The sequence below is a fragment of the Streptomyces doebereineriae genome, from assembly GCF_031845645.1.
Lineage (GTDB): Bacteria > Actinomycetota > Actinomycetes > Streptomycetales > Streptomycetaceae > Streptomyces > Streptomyces canus.
In genome coordinates this window covers 1-396 of record NZ_JAVREZ010000554.1, presented here as the reverse complement: position 1 = coordinate 396, position 396 = coordinate 1, and the positions used below count along the sequence as shown (strand labels likewise).

Here is a 396-nt window from a genome sequence, read left to right as displayed (position 1 = left end):
ACCAGGACCGGTTCGGTCCGCCGTTGCACCTCGAGGCCTCCCGCGAGCACCTCGGCGAACAACTGCAGGGCGTCACGGCCCATGTCGAACGCATGCGATTCGATCGAGGTCAACGGGACGTGCATCTCGTCCGTCAGAGCAATATTGTTGAACCCGATCAGCGACACGTCCTCACCGACCCGCAAGCCGTGATTGCGAATCGAGCCGGCGGCACCGATGGCGGCGAAGTCGTTCACCGCGAACAGCGCGGTCGGCGGTGATGCCGCATCGAGTAGGCGGTCCGCGGCGACGTGACCACCGTGGCTGTCCAGACCCGTGAACACAATGTTCCCCTCGGGCACTTCGATGCCCGCCTCCCGGAAACGGTCGACAAAGCCCGCAGGCCGGTCGATCCCG

1 protein-coding gene is annotated in these 396 nt (G+C 65.7%); it reads right to left on the bottom strand.

Annotated elements, in window-relative coordinates; all coding sequences use genetic code 11:
- On the bottom strand, positions 1-396 hold a 396-nt coding region (locus RNB18_RS53220; protein ID WP_311721204.1), incomplete at both ends, for a substrate-binding domain-containing protein.